The organism is Saccharomonospora sp. NPDC046836 (assembly GCF_040645195.1).
Taxonomy (GTDB): domain Bacteria; phylum Actinomycetota; class Actinomycetes; order Mycobacteriales; family Pseudonocardiaceae; genus Prauserella_A.
This window is the reverse complement of record NZ_JBEYXW010000015.1, coordinates 128,611-149,821: the sequence shown is the minus strand read 5'-3', so window position 1 is coordinate 149,821 and position 21,211 is coordinate 128,611. Positions and strand designations below refer to the sequence as shown.

Sequence of the window (21,211 nt, the reverse complement as noted above, 5' to 3'; positions counted from 1 at the left end):
TCGTATGTCTGTTGGCGTGCGGGGGCGCCGGTGGGCGGTGCGCGGGCTTGCGCTGCTGTTTGGTTGCTTGTTGGCGCTGGCGTTTCCGGCCGTCGACGCGTGGTGGCTGGGGTGGGTCGGCCTTGTCCCGCTGGTGCTGTTGTTCGGACGCGCGGGCTCCTACGGTGAGGCCGCCTGGCGGAGTTCGCTTGCCGCGCTGGGGTTTTTCCTCACCCTGTTCCAGTGGCTACTGCCGCACGTGGGAATCCTGGCTCTTGTGGTGGGCGTCGTCGCGGGTGTCCTCTGGGTGCCGTTCGGGCTGGCGACGCACCGGCTGCTGCGAGAACCGTCTGCGGCACGGGTGGCACTGGCGGTGGTGGTGCTGCCGTCGGTGTGGGTCAGCGTCGAGGCGCTGCGTTCTTGGGAAGGTCTGGGCGGCGCCTGGGGTCTGCTCGGTCTGACTCAATGGCAGGTGCGGCCGGTGCTCGCCGTGGCAGCGCTCGGCGGCGTGTGGTTGCTCAGCTTCGTGCTGGTGGCCGTCAATGTCGGGCTCGCCGCCGTGTTCCTTCCTGGCGCCGGCCGGGCGGCGCGGCTGATCGGCGGCGGACTCGTCGTCGTACTCGCCGCATTCGCGTTCGGCTATGGGCTGCTCCGGCCGGAACCGGTGGTGACCGGCAATGTTCGTGTGGTGGGGGTGCAGCCTGGCGTCGTGTACGGAGGTGACGCGCGCTTCGCCGCGCACCTGGAACTGACCCGGAGGGCCGCGGGTCTTGGACAAAACGTCGTGGTCTGGGGGGAGAGCAGCGTGCCGTTCGACCCGGCGCGCCGTCCCGATGTGGCGGCTCGGCTGGCGCAGGCCGCGGCGACGGTGGGAAGTGACGTGCTGGTCAACGTCGACGCGCGAGCAACGGACGGTCGGATCATGAAGACGACTCAGCAGTACGGACCCGGCGGGTTGGCGGGGATGTATGAGAAGCGGCGGCTGGTCCCGTTCGGCGAGTACGTGCCGTTGCGGCTGCTGCTCGGAAAGGTGCTCCAGGGCACCGAGATCGCCAAGGAAGACCGGGCCCCGGGCAGAGACCCGGCGATACTGCGGGTTGGTGGCGTACGGATAGGTCCACTGATCTCGTATGAGTCGATCTTTCCCGACATGCGCCGAGAACTCGTTCGGCTGCACGCCGACATCACGGTGGTGCAGAGCTCCCTCACGTCGTTCGACGGAACCTGGGCACAGCCGCAACAGGCGAGTGCCGAGGCGGTCCGGGCGGTGGAGTCCGGCCGTTCCGCCGTCCTGGTAGTGCTGAACGGCACGTCCGCGGCGTTCGATGCACAGGGCAGGCGGCTGGCCTGGATGCCGCCGGACTCGCACGGGATCTTCGTGGTCGATGTGCCGCTGTACCAGGAGATCACTCCGTACGTGCGGTGGGGCGATTGGGTTCCGGTCACGGCAAGCGCGATCACCGCGATCGCCATCGCCCTACTACTCGCGCACACTGCGCGAGCGCGGCCCGGCGAGGGCGCCGCGACCGTGCGGCCGCGACGCCGGGGGTCGTAGGGTCGGCGTTATGGAGTCCGACCAGTTGGGTCGGCGGGTGTGGTCACTCTTCACCCCCTACCGAACGAGTCTGGTGGTCATCGTCGCGGCCGTTCTGCTGAGCAGCGGGCTGGGCATCATCACCCCGTTCCTCACACAGGCAGCGTTCGACCGAGCGCTCTTCCCCACGAACGGCAGCGGCGTGCACCTCACGCTGCTGGCGTGGCTCGTGGGCGGGATGGTGGCGGTGCCCGTCGTGTCGGCTCTGATCGGTGTCTACCAGACCTACCGGACCACGTTGCTGGGCAACCAAGTGATGGCCGACCTCCGTGGACGGCTGTTCGAGCATCTTCAGAAAATGGACCTCGCCTTCTTCACAGCCACGCGCACCGGGGCGATCCAATCGCGGCTCGCCAACGATGTCGGCGGTGTGCAGTCGGTGCTGTCGGAGACCGCGAGCTCGATCCTCGGCAACGTCGTGACGGTCGTGGCCGCGCTGATCGCGATGGTGCTGCTGAGCTGGCAGCTGACCCTCGTCGCGGTGGCGATGACGCCTGTGTTCGTGCTGCTCCAGGTGCGGGTGGGCCGGGTCAGGCGCCAGCTCGCCGGGCGAACCCAGGAGTCGCTCTCGGACATGACGGCGATCACCCAGGAGTCACTGTCGGTGTCCGGCGTGCTGCTGGCCAAGGTGTTCAACCGGCAGCCCTACGAGGTGGCGCGCTATCGCGACGAGAACACCCGCCAAGTCGACCTGCAGGTGCGCCAGGCGATGTCGGGGCAGTCGTTCTTCGCCGTGGTGCAGACGTTCATGGGCATCACCCCGGCGCTGGTCTACCTCGTGGCCGGGTTCCTCATTGCCGCTGGGATCGGGGTCAGTGCCGGTACCATCGTCGCGTTCAGCACCCTGCAGTCGCGGTTGCTCTTCCCCACGGTGAACCTGCTGCGCGTCTCGCTCGACGTGCAGACCTCGCTGGCGCTCTTCGGCCGGATCTTCGCCTACCTGGACCTGCGGCCGCGGATCGTGGACGCGCCGGACGCGCGCACGCTCGAGATCACCACCGTCAGCGGGCGCGTCGAGCTGGACCGCGTGTGGTTCGCCTATCCGCCCGCCCCCGTTGCGGGCGCCGCGACGGACACGGCACCGGCGGCAGACCGGACCCGGGGCAACGGGTCCGGTGGCGACGGCCGGGGTACGTGGGCCGTGCGCGACGTCTCCTTCACCGTCGAGCCGGGGCAGCTGGCCGCGATCGTCGGGCCGAGCGGGTCGGGCAAGACGACGATCTCCTACCTCGTCCCACGGCTCTACGACGTCGACCGCGGCCGGGTGCTGATCGACGGGCGCGATGTCCGCAGGCTCACGCAGGCGTCGGTGGTGGACGCTGTCGGCATGGTCACGCAGGACACGTATCTGCTGCACTCCACGGTCCGTGACAACCTGCGGTACGCAAAGCCCGACGCCGACCAGTCGGAGATCGAGGAGGCTGCCAGAGCGGCCAACATCCACGACCGCATCCTGTCCTTCGCCGACGGCTACGACACGGTGGTGGGGGAGCGTGGCTACCGGCTCTCCGGCGGGGAGAAACAGCGGCTCGCGATCGCGCGGGTACTGCTGAAGGACCCGCGGATCCTCATCCTCGACGAGGCCACCAGCGCGTTGGACACGACCAGCGAGCGGCTGGTGCAACAGGCGCTGGAGAACGCGACGAGACGGCGCACCACGATTGCCATCGCGCACCGGCTCTCCACCATCCTTGGCGCCGATCTGATCCTCGCTGTGGAGGCGGGCCGGGTGGTGGAGCACGGCACTCATGCCGAACTGCTCGCGCAGGACGGCCTGTACGCCCGCCTCTACACGGAGCAGTTCGCCGGCGGGAAGGTCGAGGCGCGCTGCGCCGACGGCGTCCTCTTCAGCGACGGGGCGACGCTGGTCGCCGGACACACGGACGGCCCGGCCGTCCGTGCCGTTCAGGACCGCAGGGCCACTACGTAACACACCGTTGGATTCGCACCGTTGGGATCACCTCGCCAGGACGAAAGACGCCGAAGGCGACGAGGCGCATCCATGCGCTCTGGCGGGTACGCCCACTGTGTCGGCCATGGCTTGGCGCAGTTCGGCTGGCGCGACGACCTCGACGTCGATACCAAGCCGCAGCAGCTCGCCGTAGCCGTGCTCGGTGCTCTCGGTCGGGATGACCGCCTCGATCCATCCCGCGCCGCCGGCGGCACCTCGCCGAGGTGCAGGCCCATCCCCACGTACAGGACGAGATCCTGCCGGGCATCGAGCGAGCCTGAGACGAGACGCCATACGTAACCTCGGACCACGCGTTTTCCGACGTGCTCCGTCACACGATCGCGTAACTATGACGGAAGTTGTCAGGGTTGGCGTCGAGGATGGTGCTCCGGTCGCCGTCGATGGCTGGGCGTGGACCGAGACCTATGGATGTATGTATGAAGGGTGCTCAATGCGTGAAACGCCGGAAGATCTCACAGAGCTGCAGGCGCTGCTGGACGCCTCGCTTTCCAGTTCCACCCAGCACCTCCGCTCGATCATCAACTCCGAGAGCACTCTGACCGCTGAGCAGCTCGCTGGGGTCCTCACTGGTATGTGCACTCTGGCGCTGTCCACCGTGACGGCGAAGGGGGAGCCGCGGATCAGTGGCGTGGACGGGCATTTCCTGCACGGGAAGTGGCACTTCGGCACGGCACGTGGCGCTGCCAAGGCGCGTCATCTGGCCGCCCGACCGGCCGTCAGCGCCGCATACATGCTCGGCGAGGAGTTGGGTGTGTTCACGCACGGCACCGTGGAGGTTCTCAATCCCCAGGACAGCGATCCGGCCGCGGACTGGCCGGTTCTCCGCGCCTACTTCGCGGGCTTCTACGGTGACGACGCCTTCGACTGGGACAACGACGTGGTCTACTACCGGCTGCACCCACACTGGATGACTGTCTACGCAGCCGACAGCAGCAAGCTCACACAGGCGACGACGTAGTGGCGTGACCGGTTCCTCTCAACCGGTCGCCTACCGAAGTGACCGGAAGCCCATGCGAATCTCTTCTGAAAAGGTTTGCGGCTGTTCCCAGGCAGCGAAATGGCCACCCTTGTCGACCTTGTTGTAGTGGATGAGGTTGGGAAACGCCTGCTCTGCCCAACTGCGTGGGGTTTGATAGAGCTCGTCGGGGAAGACGCTCACCGCAGTCGGGACGGAGACACCCTTGGGGCTGAAGAAGGCGAATTTGTTTTCCCGGTAGAGACGAGCTGAGGATATCGCCGTGTTCGTCAACCAGTAGAGCGTGACGTTATCGAGGACATCGTCTCTTGTAAGGCCCTCGGTGGCACCGTCAAAGACGCGGGAGATCAGCTCCAAGCTTTTCGCGTCATGGTCGAGCAGAAACGCCGCCAAGCCGACCGGTGAATCCGCCAAGCCGGTCAACGTTTGCGGACGGCTCGCCATCATATACGCGTAGTTCGCGTGCTTATAGAAGAAGTCCAGCTGCTCGTACGTACGTTGTTCCTCGGTCGAGAGACCTGCCGGCATCGGCGCACCGGCCGCAGCCGCCGCGTCAACGTCGGGTGGAATCGCGCCAGGCATATTGGTGTGAATGCCGACCAGTTCCGGAGGCGCCTGCACGGCCACCAGATCCGTGATGACCGCGCCCCAATCGCCCCCTGAGGCCACAAACTTCGTGTAGCCAAGGCGCTTCATCAGCTCTATCCAGGTACCCGCGATGCGTTCTGGGCCCCAGCCGGGAGCGGTCGGCTTGCCGGAAAACCCGTAGCCCGGCAACGACGGAATCACCAGATGGAAGGCGTCCGATGCGCTCCCGCCATGCGCCGTCGGATTGGTCAGTGGATCAACGATCTTCAGCTGTTCGATGACAGATCCTGGCCATCCGTGCGTGACGATGAGCGGGAGCGCATCGTCACGCTTCGACCGAACGTGGATGAAATGAATGTCCAGCCCGTCGATCTCGGTCATGAAGTGCGTGAGGGCCTTCAGCTTCGCTTCGCACTTGCGCCAGTCGTAATCTGAGGACCAATAGGCCGCCAGCTTCTTCATCGTCGTGAGCTGTACACCCTCCGACTGATCATCAACGGTTTCCTTTTCGGGCCAGATCGTGGCATTGATGCGCGCGCGCAGGTCCTCAAGTTGGGCCTCGGGGAAGTCGATCGTAAACGGACGGATCCCGTTGGCGCCCGCTGAGGGATCGGTGGCGACAGACATGTGGGTGTCCTCTCCGTTTCGAACTGATTCGCGGTTGTGTGGGGTCTTCCCGCCCTCCTGCCGCGACAAACGGCACCGTCTGTTCAACGCCCGGTGGGACTGCGTCCGCGCAGTCGCACCGACAGCAGCAACGCGGCAGCGGAGCCCACGATCCAGATGCCCTGGATGATGAACGGCTCGCTGTGCTGCGCCGAGGGGAAATAGGCGGCTGTGTGCAGGATGCTGACCGTGGCGCCCTGCGGCAGGAATCGGCCGACGAAGCCGAAGAAGCCCGGCAGGAGGGGCGCGGCCACCGCACCTCCTGACGAAGTGTTGCCCAATATGACCAGCAGTGCCCAGGTCGGGATGATTGCCGCACCGCCGAACAGCACCAGCATCGTGGACGCCAACAGCGCCGACGCAGCGATCTCCAGCGACGAGGCCAGCCATAGCATGCCGATCGACGCCGGTAGGGCACCAATCAGGGGCCCTACCACAGCGGCGAGCACCATACCGCCCACCACGGCCAGCACAGCAAGACACGCCAGCCAGGCGGTCAGCGACAGCTGCGGCGCGTAGACACGCAACTGGAACACCGACAAGAACCCCAGAATCGTGCCCCCGAGCATGACGTAGAACGACACCAGTCCCTGCGGATCACTGGGCGGCAGCGGATGGGCATCGATGATCTCCAGTGTCGGAGACACGCGTTGTGCCCGCTGTCCCGCCTGTTGCAGCACGCGCGCCACCGACACTCCGGCCGCACTCGACAACAGCAGTTGCGGACGATCGGACGTGCCCAGCACGGCCACATAGATCGCCTGCTCGTCCAGCGCGCCCCGTGCCTCGGAGGCCGACGGAAACCTGCGAAAGTCCAGCGCGCCGCCGGTCGCGGCCTCCAACTGCGGCACCAGATCTGACGGTAGGTACGCCTCGCCCGTGATCCCCGCCGGTATATGACGCGGGGCAGGCCGGCCCAGCACCAGGCTGTACGAGGCGACGAAAAGCCCCGCCATCACGATCGCGATGGCGAGCACAACCAGCGCGTTGCGGTACGGCGCCCGCGCCAACTGTCTGACCGCGCGTCGGCCCACACGCCCGACCGGGGTCGTTCGGTCCGGCGACGAGGGCTTTTCTGACGGCGAGTCGTTCGCGTGCTCGCCCATACTCCTCCCCGGACATCACCCGGCGGCCCGTGTTGATAATCGCGACCTGGCCGGTAGCGCACCCGTGCGTCACATTGTCTCGCCTCACAACGGATCCGGGCCAATTGACCCGCACAACCCCAAATGAGATGCGGTCTTTGATCGACATGAGCACGGCACCGGACGGGGCACGATGCGAACCGTGAGGCCCCCGCGCGCCTCGAGGTTTCTCAGCAAGATCGGCCCACAGCTCCAGATACCGGCTCGGTCAATGGAATCCAGATCGTCTTTTCGGCTTTGTGCTTGCACTCCGAAGTCGCCTACCCGGGGATCTGGCCGAACGTGCTAACATCTGACCATGCGGTCAAAAGACCAGGCGGATGGCCAGAAGCGTCGCTCGTTCATCGAAGATGCGCGGCGCGCGCAGATCATCAACGGCGCCGTCGAGACTCTCGCGGAGCACGGCTACGCCGGGACCTCCTTGGCGAGGATTGCCAGTCGCGTTGGCATCAGCAAGGGCGTCATCTCCTACCACTTCGCCGGCAAGGAAGAGTTGATCGAACAGCTGGTGGAGCAGGTCTACGGCCGGATCATCGAGTTCGTCGCTCCCCGCCTCGAGCTGGAACGGACGGTCCTGGGGAAGCTCCGGATTCGTATCCGCGCAGTCGCCGACTACGCGGGCACGCATCGCGCCGAGATGGTCGCTCTGATCGAGGTTTTCGAGAATCTGCGCGATTCGAATGGTCGGCTTCGATACGGAGATGCCTTCAGAGAAACCCTCTACCGGAGCCAGGAAGAAGATTTTCTCGCGGGCCAGGCGACCGGCGAGCTTCGCTCATTCGATGCCCGTGTCATGGCGGTCACTGTGGAGGCAGCGATCGACGCCATGATCGCCTACTCCGACGCTTACCCTGATCACGATATCCAATCGCATGCCAACGAGCTGGCAGACCTCTTCGAACATGCCATCAAGGCGCCGGGCGCCCCGGCTACTGGCGATTCCTGACGCAGCATCCCATATTTCCCGCGCATTCCGGCGACACCACCCACTGGTCGACGGCTCAATTCACCATGCCCCGACATTCGGTGAATCGGTGCGCCCGGCCCTGACGTAACAACATTGGAGAGATCATGACATCGAGTACGGGTCGTACCCCTGAGGCGGCCTTATCTACGGAGCGGACGGCTCGTGTCCCTGCGCCGGACTTGGCGCGTGGGTTCATGCTGCTGCTGATCGTACTGGCCAACTCGGCCTATTACTTGTATGGCCGAGACCACTCGGGAAGTAGCGCCCACCCGCTTGATGGATCGACCGTCGAGAAATTCGTGCAAGCAGTCATGATCATCGGCGTGGACTTGCGTGTCTACCCGATGTTCGCATTCCTCTTCGGTTACGGCCTCATGATGATGATCCGCAGCCAACGAAAGAAAGGGATATCGGACCGGGACGCTCGGGGACTGGTGCAGCGACGAAACCTCTGGCTGATTGTTCTCGGCGCCGTCCACGCCGTTTTGCTCTGGGGTGGGGACGTTCTGGGCGCGTACGGATTGACCGGCCTGATCCTGGTGTGGTTCTTCATGCGTCGATCCGACCGCACCCTGCTGGTGTGGGCCGCTATCGGCACGACGCTGCTGTTCCTGGTGGCGGCGCTCTCTGTCCTCGAGGGCCTGGCTATCTTGGCCGGCGAGCAGGCCCCTAACGGTGTCGGCGCCTGGGCCACCGGCCTCATAACCCAGAGCGTCTCCGCCGAAAACGTGGTGACCGCGGCCATCGCGCGGATCACGCTATGGCCGATCCAGATCTTCGCCGTCCAGGGCATTGCCGGGATGGTCGTGCCGGTATCGATTCTCCTCGGGATCTGGGCGGCCAGGCGCCGAGTCCTCGAGCGCCCCGGTCAGCACCGGCGACTGCTCTGGATCGTTGCCGTGGGCGGTATCGCCATCGGTTGGGCCGGCGCGTTGCCGCACGCGCTGACGCACGTTGGCATATTCGGCGACCTCGAACCAATGTTGTCATCGTTCGCCGCACCGCAGATGGTCACCGGCCTGGCCTGCGGCCTCGGTTACGTCGCGGTGTTCGGCCTCATCGGTGACCGACTGTCCGGCCGGGCTCTCGGGTCATGGGCAGGCGCGGTCAGCGCGGTGGGGAAGCGATCGATGACGTGCTACCTCGCCCAGTCGGTTCTGTGTGCACCGCTACTCGCGGCCTGGGGTTTCGGACTCGGCGCACGCCTCGACAGCGCCACGATGGCCGCGTATGCGGTCGGCGTGTGGCTGATCACCCTGGTCTACGCGATGTACCTGGAACGAGCAGGCAAAGCCGGCCCTGCCGAGACCCTGATGCGGCGACTGACGTACCGGGTGCCGAACACGCCGCGGCGCTCTCCTGCGCACGGCGAAACCTCATAAGCAGTCACCGTGGGGAAATGGTCTGCGGTCACTGCCGGCGCCGTTTTGATCTCATCCCGCGAGGTCATGCCGGACAGCGATCGATGCCCCGTCGATGATCTTGGCGGGGTGAACGCGGTCCAGCTCTGCCCGGTTTCGTTCAGACGCCTTCGACTGCTGTCAGCCGCCCGGCCTTGACCGCGTTGACGAATTCCTGGTGATCGCGCTCGTTCTGGTCCGCGTACGCCTGCGAGAAGCCCGTGATCGACTTGTCGAACGCGTCGGTGCCTCCCAGGTACTCGGCGATGGCTACCGGGTCGCCAGAGCGAGCGTGGGCGCGGGCCAGCGTCCATCCGCACATGCGGGCGTAGGACGTGAGCCCGAGCGGGAGCAACGTCTCGATGTCCACCGAACCCTTCATGTCGCGCAACTGCCGCCAGTAGAAATAGCGGCGTACGTCCACGCCCTTGGTCCAGCCGAGGTAGACGTCGCTGGCCGCCTGCATCATCCGTTGCCCCTGAACCACTCGCTCGCCGGGCTGCCGGTAGCGGCTCTTGCCCACATACGGTTCCAGCACCGACTTCGTCGCCTCCTTGACCTGCAGGAACAGCGGGTCGGCCGCGTCGCGTCCCTGCAGCAGCACGATGAAACACCGGGTCCCGACGCTGCCGACGCCGACCACCTTGCGGGCCGCATCGATGATCTCGAACTGCTTCAGCAGGTGCCGCCGGTCGTCGTCCAAAGTTTCCGAGTAGGCGCGGAACTGATCGCGGATCGAGTGCTCGGCCTCGTCGGCCGACAGCCCATAGGTCCCGGCCAGATCCCGAAGCGGCACGACGAGCGGCGGCTGCGAGACGATCCGGTAACCGCCGTCGACCTGCTCACCGAGCTTGGACAGCGCCTGCAGGCTGTCGTGTCTGCGCGCCTTCCCGGCGATCTTCTCCGCCCGCCTTTCCGCCTTTTTCGCCAGCTGCTCGTCCTTTTCGTCCTTTTTCTCCGCCTTGTTCTCCTTTGCCTTCTTTGCCTTCTTTGCCTTCTTGGTCTCTTTCTTGGTCTCGGCCACCACGCGGCGGATCGTGGCCATCAGCTCATCCTTGTCCAGCCGGGCATACCAGATGTCCATCGCGCCCATCTGCGCGAAGTCGGCCATCGCCTCTCGGTAGGCCCGCACTGATGCCAGCGTCGCCGCCCGGATGTCCGCCTTGGCGAACCCATTGTTGCGGCCGGCGACGGTGAAGCTGGCCGCCATTCGCTTCACGTCGTACTCGAAGGGCCCCGGCAGCGTCTCGTCGAAGTCGTTCACATCGAACAGCAGCAGCCGCTCCGGTGAGGCAAACAGGCCGAAGTTCAACAGATGCGCATCCCCGCACAGCTGCACCTCTAGCCCGGCCACCGGCGTCGGCGCGAGGTCGGCGGCCATGACTGTGGCCGCGCCCCGGTAGAAACTGAGTGGCGAGACCATCATCCGGCCATGCCGCACCGGCACCAGGTCCGGCTCGCGGGTCTTGTCCTGTCCCTCCAGCAGCGCGACCGGGTCCGGGTGGTCCGCCGCCGGGTTCCACTGGGCATGGCTCGACAGGGGCACCTGGTCCCGGGCCTGCAGGCCCTTGGCTTTGCGATCGTCGACGCTCGGGTGCGCGATCTTCCTTGCGGCCATCTGGCTCACCTCCATGGGTTGCTGGGCGCTCGGACGCCGGCCCGCGAGCGGCCACTCTCCCAGGCCGAACCAGCACGAGCAGGTTGCCTACGCAGCCTGCTGTTTCTCCAGCTCTTGGTACCCAATATCCTGCGGCGACGCGCAGGAGACCACATCGCCCAGCCGGTGTGACACGCTCCCTGGGTCCTGTCGACTCGCCCCTGTGGTGTTCCGGAGTCGATCGCTGTCCCCTTCGGTCAGGATTCACCGGGAGACCACGCAACCCGTCACGCATCGACCTGACGGTCGCAGCGCGAAGTCGCGACCTCATTCCTCGTTCTGGACGCTCCACTCGACGAGGGGGTGCAGGACACGCATGAGGCTGGCGCCTCGCAGCAGGTCCCGGAGCGGTCGGGCGGTCGCGTCGATGGGCAGGATCCGATCCGCGGTCCCGTGCAGGATGAACGCCGGCTTCCCGCTCTCGCGCACGGCTTCCACGTCGCGGCGGAAGTCCTCGATCCACGAGGGCACGAGGCGTCGCAGTGCATGAACGTGGCGCTGCCCGGACTCACGATGGCCACGGCGGTGAGCACCTTCTGCTGCGGGGCGTAGATGAAGATGTTGCCGGGCAGTGGTTCTCGCCCTTGTAGGACAGCTCCAGGCTCACTCCACCCAGCTCGAGGACGAGCTCGTCGTCGAATGTCTCGTCGGGTCGCGGGTCTTCGATCTCGATGTCGCGGAATTCGAACGGCCCGTCCTGCACCTCGAGAACGGCGGCTCGCGCGGACGTGGTCATACGTCGTGCGCCTCCCGCGAAGCGCCGTCGGCGCCGTGGTGACAGTGGACAGAGATCATCAAAACGACTCCCAGATCGGGGTTGTGGGCCGCAGGCGCCCCTCCAGCGTGTCCGAACCTACGTCGGCTACCCGCGCTCGCGGATCGGTCGCCATATCGGTCACGGCCTGGTTTCTTTACTGCCGGAGACCTGTGCGCGAGGCCTGTTCGACTCGGGCGATCAGGCGGCTGTTGTGAACGGCGTGGCCGAATCCCGGGGTGTGGTGGGTCCCGTTCGCGATGTCGCGTGCCAGGCTGGCGTACACCTCACCCACATTGATGGACGCACCTGCCCAGATCTCGGCGGCGGTCGAGCCGGTACCGGTGGCGACGGGGCTGTCGGGCGCGGTGAATTCCACGCTCGACGACAGCGCGAGGTCGCCGACCTGAACACCTGCGGGGTGATCGCCGGTCAGCTTCAGCCAGCCGTCCGATCCGCGCACTTCCAGGCTGAAGTGGGCGTCGGGCGCGGGCACGCCTGCCAGGATCTGCACTCCGGCCGGCGCGCCCGACGAGGTCTTGGCGATGGCGTCGTCTCCTTTGGACTCCCCTCGACGCCGAAGTGACCGCGCGTCACCTCGGTCCGATGGCGTCCGATGTGAAGGTCTGGCGCCACGAGTCCAATGGCGATTCTGTTGCGGCGCCAAGGAAAGCTGCGCAAGTCCGGGGTGGGAATCAGGTGCATGGCCGCGGCCCGGCGCTGCGGAGCCGATGTGGATCGTCTCGGCCCGCGGTGGTGATTCGTGTCGAACCACCACGGCATCACCTGGTTGATGTCGGGGTCGGTGCCGGCGGCAGCGACAACTCGGCGTAGATCTGGTTGAGAACGGTGGGAAGCAGGGCGACCGCCGTGGTCCGGCCGTCCGGAGACAAGGTCAAGTTGGCCCAGATGGTGAGCGTGACGTCGTTGGCCGGGTCGTACCCTATGAATGAGTTGAACCCGGGAAGTTCACCGCCGTGGTACCACATCGCGGCGTTCGGTGCGAAACGCTGATAGGAGATTCCGTATCCGTATTTCTGGCCGTCGGGCGCGTTCGGGTTCTCGGGTTGCAGGCTGTCGAGCCATTGTCGCTGGAAGTCGGCATTGAAGACCTTTCCCGAGGCCAGTGCCCGGATCCACGTCGCCACGTCATCCGAGGTGGAGATGACGCCCCCGGCAGCAGTGGCGTACGAGGGATTCTGCCGGGTGTAGTCATTGGGCTGGAGTGTTCCGGCCCGGGCGGCGGCCTGCAGGTCGGCCGGGTAGGTCTGGTCGATGAACGCGTACGCGGATCCACCGTAGAGGTAACCGTGCGAGTAGCGGTCCGGGATGGAGTTGTCGGTGGCTGCGGGAAGTGAAGTCTGCCGCAGGCCTAGCGGCCCGAACAAGCGCTCCCGCAACTGCTGTGCCAAGGGGCGTCCACCGATCTTCTCGGCCACCAGGCCCAGCAACGCATAGTTGGTGTTGTTGTACTGGTACGCCGTGCCGGGCGGGAACATCGGCGGGCGCTGGAACGCGATGGCCAGCACTTCTCGAGGGGTGAAGACTTTCGCCGGGTCGGCATCCAAAGCCGCCGCCAACTCGGGTGCTTCCGTGTAGTCGTACAGGCCGCTGCGCATCTTCAGCAGCTGCGCGATGGTGATGTTGTCACCGTTGGGCACACCGGAGACGTATCGCGACACCGGGTCGCTGAACCTGAGCTTGCCGTCCTGGGCGAGGAGCACGATCAGCGCCGAGGTCATGGTCTTGGTGTTGGAGGCGATGCGGAAGTGGGTGTCCGCGGCGGGCGGTGTGCTGGTGCCCAGTTCCGTGGTGCCGACCGCCGCCGTGAAGTTGCCCTGGGGGGTGCGCAGTAGCACCACCGCCCCAGGAACCACGAGCTCCTTGGCGGCAGCCGCCACGGTTGCGTGGAATGCGGCCGGGTCGATGGGCTTCAGCGCGGACTGCCCTGGTGCGGAGCCGGTCGTCGTGCCGGGCGGCGCCGTCGTCGGTGCGGACGGGGAGCACCCCGCGATCGTCAGGACAACACCGAGCGCGAGCCCTGCGATGCGCCAGGAACGTGCTTTCCGCGACCGAATTCCTGCGTCACGCCGACTCCGTGCCGTGGGTACCACCGCCTTCGCCCCAGGAGTCGAGCACCTCGCTATTGATGTCGTCACCGGACGGTCGCCGTCGTAGAAGCCAAAAAGCTTAGCATCCCTCGCTTTCCGCACTCAATCCCTGCTGAAAATCATTGCCGGACCAACAAAGCAGGGCACTGTGACGAGCCCACCGGCTTTCGTCGTGGCCGCCAAGCTGGCTGAGCGGCGGCTTGGCTGTCGACGCGGACGGCTGCCGCGCCCGCCCTCCGGGATGACCACGAGCTTCGACGCGATCGCACCTCGTCGCTGACAATGCCGACTGTCGGCCGGTACGCCGCTGTCCACGCAACTGGCCCCCGAGGGAACCGGAACCATGGTCCACTGGAGCGGACTCCGGGAGCGGTTGAACGAAACCCGGCGGGGACTTCCTCGACGGCGTTGTCAACGATTGCCGAGGAGTAACGCATGATTATGTCCGCGAGTTTTGACCGCGCTTGTTCGTGGATTCTGACCGCACATGTTGATCACCCGTCATGATCAATGTCGATCGGTTTCGACCGAACTCTGGCGTTCCTCCGATCAAGTGTGGCCGGCACTCGACGCACCTCCGGGTCGTTTGTCCTCCGCTCCGCTCTGGGCGCTCCCAGTGTTGCTTGCTTGCTTGCGCGCTGCGTGATCATCACGTTGCCAGTCGTAGGGCCATCGACAGCAGTACAGAGTGGAACAGGTTATCGCGCTGGCGATGTGGCGAACGCTGCGTTCCCGAATGACCGCTATGCGGCAGAAGAGCGCGTCCCGAACCCAGAACGGCCCAACCGCAGGGCAACCCTCAACTGATTGGCACGCCTGCGATCAGACAGTGATGGCGACTTTGCCTCGGGCATGGCCGCGCTCGATGTAGCGCAGCGCCTCGGGGATCTCGGCGAACGGGTAGGTCCGGTCGATGACGGGTGCGATCTGTTCCGTCTCCATGAGTTCCGTCAGGAACCGCAGGTCCGTGGAGTTGGGCTTCCAGCTGACGGTGTCGATGCGGTGGCTGACGAAGGGGGAGGCCAGGGTCCCGCGGAGCACCTGCGCTGCCGGGCCGAGCAGCCCGCCGCGGGCCGAGGCGATGCCGCCCACGATCACGAGCGTCCCGCGGGAGGTCAAGGGGCGCCGTAGTGCCGCTAGCGACCGGTCGCCCACGTTGTCCATGACAAGGTCGTATTGCCCCTTCCGTTCGGTGAAATCCTCGCGGGTGTAGTCCACGACGTCGTCCGCGCCCAGGGAACGGACCAGTTCGACGTTGCGGGTGCTGCATACGCCGGTGACCTTGGTTCCGAACGTCTTGGCGAGCTGGACGGCGAACGTGCCGATGCCGCCGGAGGCCCCGTTGACGAGAACCCGCTGCCCGGCAGAGATCCTCCCTGCGTCTCGCAGCCCCTGCAGCGCGGTATGCCCGGCCATCGACACCGACGCCGCCTGTTCGAAGGTGAGGCGGGCGGGCTTGACGGCCAGCCTGTTCTGCGGGACGGCGACGGTCTCGGCGAACGAGCCCAGCCGGACCTCCCCGAAGACTTCGTCGCCGGGATGTAGTCCGGTCACCTCCTCGCCTACCCGCTCGACGACGCCGGCGAGGTCGGCGCCGAGGACCAGGCCCGGTTTCGGCCGGCGCAGGCCAATGCTCAGCCGTACCAGCTTCGGGTCGGCCCGCATGTGACGCCAGTCGTAGGGGTTGACGGACGCCGCCCGTACCCGCACGAGCACTTCATCCCGGGCGATGCCGGGTTCGTCGACGTCCTTGAGAGTCAGCACTTCGGGCGGGCCGTAACGGTCCCAGCTCCAGGCCTTCATGGCGTCTTCCTTTCGGTGGGTGTTCACACACCGGGGTGAGCGGGTCGGTCGGGATCACCTGAACGGACTCAGGCTCTGGTTCCGGTTCTCACGGGCGCTCGCCGGCCCAGGGCCCGGTGTGGCCGGTGTCCACATACCGCCTCCCACTCGACTCGTTGCCTTACGACGTAAGATAATCTTACGTCGTAAGGCTACCGTACGACGTAAGGGAGTCAAGGGTGCAACGGAAAGGGGCTCAGCCGGTAACCAAAGGTGACGCGACGTGCGGCGCGCTCGGTCGTATTCGGAGGGGTCACGAACCGGCGGCGCGGCGCCGTTCCAGCCCTTCGAGGATCAGGTCGAGTGCGAATTCGAACTCGAACTGGTCGTCGCAAAAGCCCAGGGTGCCGTCCGGATCATCGTGGATGGCCTCCGCCAGCATCCCGACGACGTTCGGGAACCGGTCGACCATCTGCTCCATCATCGCGGCGGCCTCGGCGTTCGCAGTCTGGGCGCCGTCGGGCTGGAACAACTCCTGAGCGAACCCGAGGGCGCGGCTGCCCAGGACGTGCAGCGCACGGTGGGCCAGATCGAAGGAGAACCCGCCCGCCCGGAGGACGGCGATGACGTGGTCGATGTACGCGATGACGAGCGGGCTCGTGGTGGTGCGGGTTTCGAGTACCTGCGGGGCCCAGCGGTGGCGAAGGAAGACCTCCCGGGCGGCGAGGATCCGCGCCCGCAACGCCGCCTGCCAGTCATCTTCCGGGGACGGAGCCACGACCTTGTCCACCGCCACCATGATCTCCTCGAGGATCACCTCAACGACGCCGTCGAGAACGGCCTCCTTGTTGGCGACGTGGTGGTAAAGCGACATCGCCTCGGCCCGGACCTCCTGCGCGAGCCGGCGCATGGTGAGCGAGTCGAGGCCGTCACGGTCGGCGAGCCGCACGGCGGCGCGCAACACCCGCCTCCGGCTCAACGGAATACGGGGCTGCTCGGTCAGCTCGTCGGCGTCGGTCCGCGGGGTCATGGATCTTCCTCTCGACGCACTCTACCCATACACGGTAAGTCTGCCCGGTCCAAGCCAGGCGCCGACCATCAGCACGAGGCTCTGCCCACCCGCCGAAGCGTCACCTAGGAGCCGTACCCGCACAAACACCGGAATTCCCCAGCATCCGCTCATCGGCAGTAGCGGACGTTCGGTTGCCGTCGCCCTGATCGGTCCGCACGATGAATCTGACCCTGGTGCTGGACTGGTTCGAGCGCCACATGCCCGCCGATGTGACGTTCACAGTGGCGCCGGACCACGGGGTGAGGCGGCAGGCGGGATCAGCTCAGAAGCCGTTGGCGCGGCCCTCGCGGCGTGGTCCGCTGCTCGCGCTGAGCGTTCCGTCGTCAGTGCGCCAGGCCATCTGGTAGGTGCCCATGTGGTAGTCGTACTCGGGTAGCGGGTTGGTGAGGACGCCGAGCTTGGCGAGGTCCGCGCTCACTCCGGGGGCGAGCCGCGACTCGACCGAGATGGTGTGGTCGGGTTGGTAGGGCAGGCAGCGCGGAGCGTCTTCGGCGTCGTAGGGGTCCATGCCGAAGTCGAGGATGTTCGACAGGACCTGCGGCACCGTGCAGTGCACGTTGCCCGGCGACCCGAGCGAGAGCCACGGCCGCCCGTCACGCAGGACCATCGTGTTGGACAGCGTGGACCGCATGCGGCCGCCGCCGGTCACCCAGCCCTCGAAGGGGGAGTCGAGGCTGTTCATGTAATGGCTGCCGACCATCGGCACACCGCCGACGACCTCGCCGGGGATGCCGCCGCTCTGAAGTGTGTTCATCAGCTGCACCCAGTTGCCCTGCTCGTCGACAACGGTCAGCTCGCAGCTCCCAGCCGGCTGTGCGGACGCACCGGACGCCGCCATCGCCGGCACACCACGGGTGAGCTTCACATGTTCAGTGAGATCGACGGTGGCCTTGGCGTTGCGCAGGATCTCGGCGAAACCCTTGATGAGTTCCTTCGAGGTCAACGCCGCGGTGGTGTCGCCGAACAGCAGGGGATCGTTGAGCAGACCGGTTTCGTGTGCGGCGCGGCGCAGCGCGTGGGCGAGGTAGTACAGCGCCTCCGCGCTGTGCGACCAGTGACCGACCGAGGTGATGTCGAGCTCGTCGAGTATGCCGAGGACGATCTGGCAGTAGATTCCCTGGCGCTCCGGCGCCGACTGCTGCACGACGGTGTTGCCTCGGTGCTCGAACCGGTGACCAGTCGTCCAGCGGGGCGGGATAGCGGTGAGATGCTCGAGTTTCACCGGCCAGCCGAGCGCGTTGCCGCGTGCCACGAAGTCCTGGGCCCACTTGCCGGTGAGGAAGTAGTCGGGTCCCTCGGCCGCGAGGTTGCGCATCGTCGTGGCCAGCTCGGCGGATGCCCAGCGGTCGCCGACCTGGGGCAGGTGACCGCCGGGGGTGAAGTGCTTGCGGCCCGACTCGGTGTAGAGGAAGAAGTCGACCGTCTGCGCCATCACCAGATGCTCGAACGAGGTGACCACGTGGCCTTCCTCGGCCCACTGGACAGCGGGTGCGCACAGCTTCTCCCACGACTGGGTGCCGAAGCGCTCGTGGAGCGCCTTCATGCCGGGCATGAACCCGGGCACCACGGCGCGTGGCATGCCGGGCAGCTGTGCGTAGAGACCCTTCCCCGCCGGGATCGGCGCGAAGGGTGCCAGCCCCGCAACGATCGTGCCCATGCTGTTGAGCTCGGCGATCTCCCCAGTGCTCGCGTCGTGGACGAGCGCGGTCACCGTGCCGGTGTGGTTGGTCATGTCCTGCTGGACGACCGCCTGCACGAGGCTGCCGGCGATGGCGGCGTCGACGGCGTTGCCGCCCGACCGCAACGTGTCGAGCATGACGTCGGTGACGACGGTGTGCTGGCTCGACGCCACCGCTCGTTTGCCGGTGACAGGTACCTTCGTGCCGACCCTGCCCAGCTCGGGATCGGAATACGCGCTGCCGGTCATGTTCCTCCTCGATTCGGCTTGTTCCTCGCGGCCGGGTCGGCGAGATCGTCGACCATCGCCCGGAACTCGTCGGTCATCTGCTGCTTGCTTCTCGTGGGTACTCCGGCTCTCGACTCTGGACCGGTCGTGCCCGGAAATCGATCGACAGATGTCGCGAGCCGGCTCGCGCGACCGCGACACCTGACGTGGCTACCGGCCGGTGCCGGCAGGCGGCCGTTCACCCAGTAGGTACTCGACGAAGTAGTCCCACATGATCGTGCGGGTGTATGGGGTGACCACGTTGTAGTGGTCGCCGCCCGGCCAGATCTTGAGGTCGAACCGGCGGTCGGCGTCCATGAACGCCCGCACGAGCGCGAGTGTGTGGTCCATGGTGGCGTTCGCGTCGTTGTCCCCGCACAGCAGCAGAAGACGGCCGCGAAGCCGCTCCGCCAGGTGCAGGTTGCCGAGGTCAGCGAGCGCCTGTGGGTCGTGTGGGTCCCCGTCGCCGAGGAACCAGTTCCAGCTGCCCTTGGGCATCTTGCGAGCATCGTGCACACCGGCCGAGCTGACCGCGACCGTGAAGAAGTCCGGGAAGTACAGCATCGAGCGGACCGAGTTGTAGCCGCCGTAGGAGTGGCCGGTCACGCCCACGCGCTCGAGATCGATGGGGTAGCGGTCGGCCAGGGCGCGGATGGCGGTGACGTGGTCCTCGATGCCACGCGGCTCTGCCGGGACGCCGTGGGTCCACTGCCGGAACCCGCGGTCCCTACCCGGAGTGCCGCGTCCGTCCAGCACGACGGTCGCGAAGCCGAGCGCCGCGTACGCGGCGCCCAGCTGTCCCCACGCCGGGTTGGCGCCACCGGTCAGCCAGCCGGAGGGCTGCGTGACCACCTGGAAACCGGCGTACATCAGATCGACGACCGGGACCAGGCTACCGGCTGGGACGTCGCGCGGCAGTGTGATGAGACCCCACAGCTCGGTCTCACCGTCGTCGGCGGTCACGTGGAACTGTTCCGGCACCGCAAATCCGGTGTGGAGCAGTGCGGTGACATCGGCTCGCTCGAGCTCGCCGGCCACGGCCCCGGTCAGGGTGTCGCGCAGCAGGATCGTCGGCGGAGTGGACACAGTGGACATATGGTCGACGAACCATTTCCCGCTAGGGCTGATCGAACTGGCCGGTGTGTCACCGAAGATGGCCGCGAAGAACTGCGGCGCGGGCGCGATCAGCTCGTGATCGGCAGGCTCGGGGGTGAGCAGGGTCTGCTCGCCGCCGTCGAGGTCCGCGCGGAAGACGGTGCGCCAGTACGGGTTGCGCTCGTCGTCGCCGCACCCGGCGACGAAGATCACCGTGCGCCGCTCCTCGTCAACCCGGAGGATGTCGCGAACGACGAGATTGCCGCTCGTGATGGCACCCAGCCGGGCGCCGGTGGTGAGGTCATGACGGTACAGGTGTCCCCAGCCATCCTCCTGCGAGAACCAGATGACCTCGTTCGACTTCGGCAACACGCGGATGAGCGGCAGGCTGTAGAGATGTGTGTTGGGCTCGTACATCGGGTCGGCCGTCTCGGTGAGCACCACGGTCTGGTCCCCGGTCTGGACGTCGATCCGGACGAGTGACGCCGTTCGCGCGCCCGTGCCGTGGACGAACAGGTACACGGCGGACTCGTCGGAAGCCCAGGTGACCGAGTCCGCGCCGACACTCGACAACGTCGACAGGAGGTCGCGTCCGGTGTCCAGCACCGTGTGCTCGCCGGTCTCGACGTCGATGAAGGCCAGCTGGTGATCGCCCTTGGCGGTCTCGTCCTCGTGGTGGTAGCGGACGGGCCGCAGCCGCGGCAGCGCCCGGTCGGCCGGAAGCTGGTCTACGAAAGGATGCTCGGGCGTGTCGCGTTCGTCGAGTCGCGCGGTGAGCACCCAACGTCCGGAGGGTGAGAAACAGGTCATGGCGGGCGGTGACACCCGGTCCGACACAGCCAGCGGCAGCAGCGCACGGCTGTAGTCGGGCGTGGCGCCCCACGCACGGAACGGTTCTCCGTCCGAGGTGAGTCGCCGTTCCGAGCCGGCGCCGAGGTCGCGCAGCCAGAGATCGTCACCGCGGCGAAACACGTGACGCCGGCTGTCCGGGCCGGTCAGCGCACCGGGTTCCGGGACATCGCCATACCGGTCGCCGACGGGGGAGAGCACCGCCCTTCGGCCATCTTCGAGTCCGATGTAGACATCGCTGTTGTCGCCGCGTCGATAGGCGACGACAGCCGTCGTGGCCAGGTCGACGGGCGAGCCGAACACGGCCGCGAGCCGCGGCGCCAGCTCCGCCGGGTCGAACAGGGGCTCGCGCCGGAAGCCGTCCGGGTCCACCAACACGTACTCGAACCCGCCTCCGTCGGCGTTCCGCCGGTGCCAGAACCGGTCGCCCTCACCTGTCCACTGAGGAACGATGCGCTGATTGCACATCAGCCCCGGAAGCCGTTCCGGGACCAGTGCATGGGCCTGTCGGTATCGGTCGGTGAGTTCGGACGGGCTCGACGGCATCGGTGGTGACCTCCATGACGCGGGGCATCCTCACCCATGAGCCTGACGCTGACAACGGCGCGTTGAACATAGACAGGTGTCGACCAGATACCCGTTGGAACGTCACGTTTGTC

17 protein-coding genes are annotated in these 21,211 nt (G+C 66.6%); 5 read left to right on the top strand and 12 right to left on the bottom strand.

The window, feature by feature from the left end:
- The first annotated feature begins 4 nt into the window (after positions 1 to 4).
- Together lnt and ABZ863_RS18865 are read left to right on the top strand one after the other, a co-directional pair.
- The gene (gene lnt, locus ABZ863_RS18870; protein ID WP_358537111.1) at positions 5 to 1,534 is read left to right on the top strand and encodes an apolipoprotein N-acyltransferase; all 1,530 of its coding nucleotides are present in this window, start codon (positions 5 to 7) and stop codon (positions 1,532 to 1,534) included.
- A 10-nt stretch (positions 1,535 to 1,544) separates the two neighbouring features.
- Entirely contained in the window at positions 1,545 to 3,503 is a 1,959-nt protein-coding gene (locus ABZ863_RS18865) for an ABC transporter ATP-binding protein (protein WP_358537109.1), read from the top strand.
- A gap of 27 nt (positions 3,504 to 3,530) precedes the next feature.
- On the opposite strand, the gene ABZ863_RS18860 is transcribed toward ABZ863_RS18865, so the two are convergent.
- Positions 3,531 to 3,818, bottom strand: a complete 288-nt coding sequence (locus ABZ863_RS18860) for a WYL domain-containing protein (RefSeq protein WP_358537106.1) — start codon at positions 3,816 to 3,818, stop codon at positions 3,531 to 3,533.
- A gap of 157 nt (positions 3,819 to 3,975) precedes the next feature.
- Here ABZ863_RS18860 and ABZ863_RS18855 point away from each other — a divergent pair, with 157 nt between their 5' ends.
- On the top strand, positions 3,976 to 4,503 hold the full coding sequence (locus ABZ863_RS18855) for a pyridoxamine 5'-phosphate oxidase family protein (protein WP_358537104.1): 528 nt from the start codon (positions 3,976 to 3,978) through the stop codon (positions 4,501 to 4,503).
- Between the two features lie 30 nt (positions 4,504 to 4,533).
- Here ABZ863_RS18855 and ABZ863_RS18850 read toward each other — a convergent pair whose 3' ends face one another.
- Both ABZ863_RS18850 and ABZ863_RS18845 read right to left on the bottom strand, forming a co-directional pair.
- A complete protein-coding gene (locus tag ABZ863_RS18850) occupies positions 4,534 to 5,736 on the bottom strand; it encodes an epoxide hydrolase family protein (protein ID WP_358537101.1) in 1,203 nt (400 codons plus the stop codon).
- Positions 5,737 to 5,819: 83 nt separating this feature from the next.
- Positions 5,820 to 6,752: a hypothetical protein gene (locus tag ABZ863_RS18845; protein WP_358537098.1), complete on the bottom strand. Its 933-nt coding sequence runs from the start codon at positions 6,750 to 6,752 to the stop codon at positions 5,820 to 5,822.
- Between the two features lie 466 nt (positions 6,753 to 7,218).
- Between ABZ863_RS18845 and ABZ863_RS18840 the strand changes: the two genes are divergently transcribed.
- The gene (locus ABZ863_RS18840) at positions 7,219 to 7,866 is read left to right on the top strand and encodes a TetR/AcrR family transcriptional regulator (RefSeq protein ID WP_358537095.1); all 648 of its coding nucleotides are present in this window, start codon (positions 7,219 to 7,221) and stop codon (positions 7,864 to 7,866) included.
- 215 nt (positions 7,867 to 8,081) lie between these two features.
- Positions 8,082 to 9,269, top strand: coding sequence for a DUF418 domain-containing protein (locus ABZ863_RS18835; protein ID WP_358537092.1), 1,188 nt, complete (start codon positions 8,082 to 8,084; stop codon positions 9,267 to 9,269).
- Between the two features lie 139 nt (positions 9,270 to 9,408).
- Here the strand turns inward: ABZ863_RS18835 and ABZ863_RS18830 are convergent, their stop codons facing one another.
- The 9 genes from ABZ863_RS18830 to ABZ863_RS18790 form a co-directional block, all read right to left on the bottom strand.
- A complete protein-coding gene (locus ABZ863_RS18830) occupies positions 9,409 to 10,905 on the bottom strand; it encodes a DUF2252 domain-containing protein (protein ID WP_358537089.1) in 1,497 nt (498 codons plus the stop codon).
- A gap of 306 nt (positions 10,906 to 11,211) precedes the next feature.
- Complete coding sequence (locus ABZ863_RS18825; protein WP_358537087.1) at positions 11,212 to 11,415, bottom strand: hypothetical protein; 204 nt, start codon at positions 11,413 to 11,415, stop codon at positions 11,212 to 11,214.
- Positions 11,416 to 11,452: 37 nt separating this feature from the next.
- On the bottom strand, positions 11,453 to 11,680 hold the full coding sequence (locus ABZ863_RS18820; protein ID WP_358537084.1) for a hypothetical protein: 228 nt from the start codon (positions 11,678 to 11,680) through the stop codon (positions 11,453 to 11,455).
- Positions 11,681 to 11,855: 175 nt separating this feature from the next.
- Complete coding sequence (locus ABZ863_RS18815) at positions 11,856 to 12,194, bottom strand: hypothetical protein (protein WP_358537082.1); 339 nt, start codon at positions 12,192 to 12,194, stop codon at positions 11,856 to 11,858.
- Positions 12,195 to 12,480: 286 nt separating this feature from the next.
- Positions 12,481 to 13,812, bottom strand: coding sequence for a serine hydrolase domain-containing protein (locus tag ABZ863_RS18810; RefSeq protein WP_358537080.1), 1,332 nt, complete (start codon positions 13,810 to 13,812; stop codon positions 12,481 to 12,483).
- Between the two features lie 819 nt (positions 13,813 to 14,631).
- Positions 14,632 to 15,612 (bottom strand): NAD(P)-dependent alcohol dehydrogenase, encoded by a 981-nt coding sequence (locus tag ABZ863_RS18805; protein WP_358537077.1) that lies wholly within the window; start codon positions 15,610 to 15,612, stop codon positions 14,632 to 14,634.
- A 292-nt stretch (positions 15,613 to 15,904) separates the two neighbouring features.
- Positions 15,905 to 16,621: a TetR/AcrR family transcriptional regulator C-terminal domain-containing protein gene (locus tag ABZ863_RS18800; RefSeq protein ID WP_358537075.1), complete on the bottom strand. Its 717-nt coding sequence runs from the start codon at positions 16,619 to 16,621 to the stop codon at positions 15,905 to 15,907.
- Positions 16,622 to 16,925: 304 nt separating this feature from the next.
- Positions 16,926 to 18,590 carry a gamma-glutamyltransferase gene (locus ABZ863_RS18795; protein ID WP_358537073.1) on the bottom strand — a complete coding sequence of 555 codons (1,665 nt, stop codon included), beginning with the start codon at positions 18,588 to 18,590 and terminating at the stop codon, positions 16,926 to 16,928.
- Positions 18,591 to 18,779: 189 nt separating this feature from the next.
- Positions 18,780 to 21,098: a DPP IV N-terminal domain-containing protein gene (locus tag ABZ863_RS18790; protein ID WP_358537070.1), complete on the bottom strand. Its 2,319-nt coding sequence runs from the start codon at positions 21,096 to 21,098 to the stop codon at positions 18,780 to 18,782.
- Positions 21,099 to 21,211: the final 113 nt, after the last annotated feature.

Excerpts from the sequence above, each read along its gene's own strand:
- ABZ863_RS18855 (WP_358537104.1), top strand. The coding sequence starts at position 3,976 with ATGCGTGAAACGCCGGAAGATCTCACAGAGCTGCAGGCGCTGCTGGAC.
- ABZ863_RS18805 (WP_358537077.1), bottom strand. The coding sequence starts at position 15,612 with ATGAAGGCCTGGAGCTGGGACCGTTACGGCCCGCCCGAAGTGCTGACT.
- ABZ863_RS18795 (WP_358537073.1), bottom strand. The coding sequence starts at position 18,590 with ATGACCGGCAGCGCGTATTCCGATCCCGAGCTGGGCAGGGTCGGCACG.
- ABZ863_RS18840 (WP_358537095.1), top strand. The coding sequence starts at position 7,219 with ATGCGGTCAAAAGACCAGGCGGATGGCCAGAAGCGTCGCTCGTTCATC.
- ABZ863_RS18800 (WP_358537075.1), bottom strand. The coding sequence starts at position 16,621 with ATGACCCCGCGGACCGACGCCGACGAGCTGACCGAGCAGCCCCGTATT.
- ABZ863_RS18860 (WP_358537106.1), bottom strand. The coding sequence starts at position 3,818 with ATGGCGTCTCGTCTCAGGCTCGCTCGATGCCCGGCAGGATCTCGTCCT.
- ABZ863_RS18865 (WP_358537109.1), top strand. The coding sequence starts at position 1,545 with ATGGAGTCCGACCAGTTGGGTCGGCGGGTGTGGTCACTCTTCACCCCC.
- ABZ863_RS18850 (WP_358537101.1), bottom strand. The coding sequence starts at position 5,736 with ATGTCTGTCGCCACCGATCCCTCAGCGGGCGCCAACGGGATCCGTCCG.
- ABZ863_RS18830 (WP_358537089.1), bottom strand. The coding sequence starts at position 10,905 with ATGGCCGCAAGGAAGATCGCGCACCCGAGCGTCGACGATCGCAAAGCC.
- ABZ863_RS18790 (WP_358537070.1), bottom strand. The coding sequence starts at position 21,098 with ATGCCGTCGAGCCCGTCCGAACTCACCGACCGATACCGACAGGCCCAT.
- ABZ863_RS18820 (WP_358537084.1), bottom strand. The coding sequence starts at position 11,680 with ATGACCACGTCCGCGCGAGCCGCCGTTCTCGAGGTGCAGGACGGGCCG.
- ABZ863_RS18835 (WP_358537092.1), top strand. The coding sequence starts at position 8,082 with ATGCTGCTGCTGATCGTACTGGCCAACTCGGCCTATTACTTGTATGGC.
- lnt (WP_358537111.1), top strand. The coding sequence starts at position 5 with ATGTCTGTTGGCGTGCGGGGGCGCCGGTGGGCGGTGCGCGGGCTTGCG.